Genomic DNA, 1,186 nt, shown 5'->3' with positions numbered 1-1,186 from the left:
CCGCTGCATTCCATTGTGCTAGAATAGATTTAGTTCCGAACTAGCTTCGGACTTACACGGTTCTCGTGACACCCTCGGCGCGTACTGCCGACGATGTCGCGCAGGAGGTCTACGCGTTGCTGATCACCTACCAGGCGTTGCGGACCGCGATCGCCGATACCGCGCTGGCCACACCGGGCATGGTCGCGGACCGGGGCAGTTTCACCGTCGCTTTGCAGACCGCCCGCGACCAGCTCGTCCATGCGGCCGGGTCATCACCGGCGCGACTGTCGATATCGTCGGTGTGATCGGGCGGGCCGTGCGCGCTGACCTGCTCCCACATCGCCGGCCCCGCAGCAGCCTTCGCGTGGTCAAACGGGCAATCTCCAAACACCGCGCCAAGGGGGTGATCGACCGGACCATCTACCAAACCCACATCAGCGTGCGCGTGCTACCCGGTTGACAACCCGGCAGCACACCAAACTGAGCGGCCTTGGGTCTAGCCCGGGCTGCGGTGCACGCCGGCTACCGCACCTATGTCACCACCGCCGCCGATTTGGCGGCCCGCTGCCACAAAGCTGCGATCGAAGGCCGGTGGGCCACCTGCATGCGTTTCTACGCCGGACCAACGCTCCTGGCGATCGACGAACTGGGATACCTGCCGTTACCTGCAGAGGCGGCATCAGCACTGTTTCAGGTTGTCGCGCAACGGTACTTGAAGACATCGATCGTGATCACCACTAACCGCAGCGTCTCCGAATGGGGCGAAGTCCTCGGCGATAACACTGTCGCCGCAGCATTATTGGACAGACTCCTGCACCGGTCGATGGTGATCAACCTCGACGGCGACTCCTACCGGCTACGCGACCACCAAGCCACCGCCGACAACCTCCGCCGGGCCACGACCGGAAACCGCGAACCCCTATAATCAGGACCGCTCACGGGTGGGGCATTTCGATGAGCCCGGCTGGGGAGATTCGGTGAGCGCAGTCAGCTGACGAGGCTCAAGAAACTTCCCCAGTGGTGCTCATCGAAATTCCCCACCCGTGAGGCGGTTCTACTGTAGCGGCCGGCGGATGGTTCCGGAGGCCGTGCGGTGGTTTTCTGATCGGGCATGGTGGTCTCGCAGGCGGTAGGAATCGCCGTCGAGTTTGAGGACCACCGAGCGATGTAGGAGCCGGTCGAGCATGGCCGCGGCGATGATGGT

At 63.5% G+C, this 1,186-nt stretch carries 2 protein-coding genes and 1 pseudogene; 2 read left to right on the top strand and 1 reads right to left on the bottom strand.

Annotation, left to right across the window (positions count from 1 at the left end):
- Positions 1-65: 65 nt before the first annotated feature.
- Both A5789_RS36235 and A5789_RS02340 read left to right on the top strand, forming a co-directional pair.
- Positions 66-287 carry a hypothetical protein gene (locus A5789_RS36235; RefSeq protein WP_064903081.1) on the top strand — a complete coding sequence of 74 codons (222 nt, stop codon included), beginning with the start codon at positions 66-68 and terminating at the stop codon, positions 285-287.
- Positions 288-469: 182 nt separating this feature from the next.
- Positions 470-907, top strand: a pseudogene (locus tag A5789_RS02340) (ATP-binding protein); the annotation flags it as partial.
- A 129-nt stretch (positions 908-1,036) separates the two neighbouring features.
- Here A5789_RS02340 and A5789_RS37595 read toward each other — a convergent pair.
- Positions 1,037-1,186 (bottom strand): ATP-binding protein (locus tag A5789_RS37595; RefSeq protein WP_231956625.1); only part of this gene is annotated, 150 nt, incomplete at its 5' end.

The organism is Nocardia sp. 852002-51101_SCH5132738, from assembly GCF_001665695.1.
Taxonomy (GTDB): domain Bacteria; phylum Actinomycetota; class Actinomycetes; order Mycobacteriales; family Mycobacteriaceae; genus Nocardia; species Nocardia nova.
This window is presented reverse-complemented; position numbering and strand designations above follow the sequence as displayed.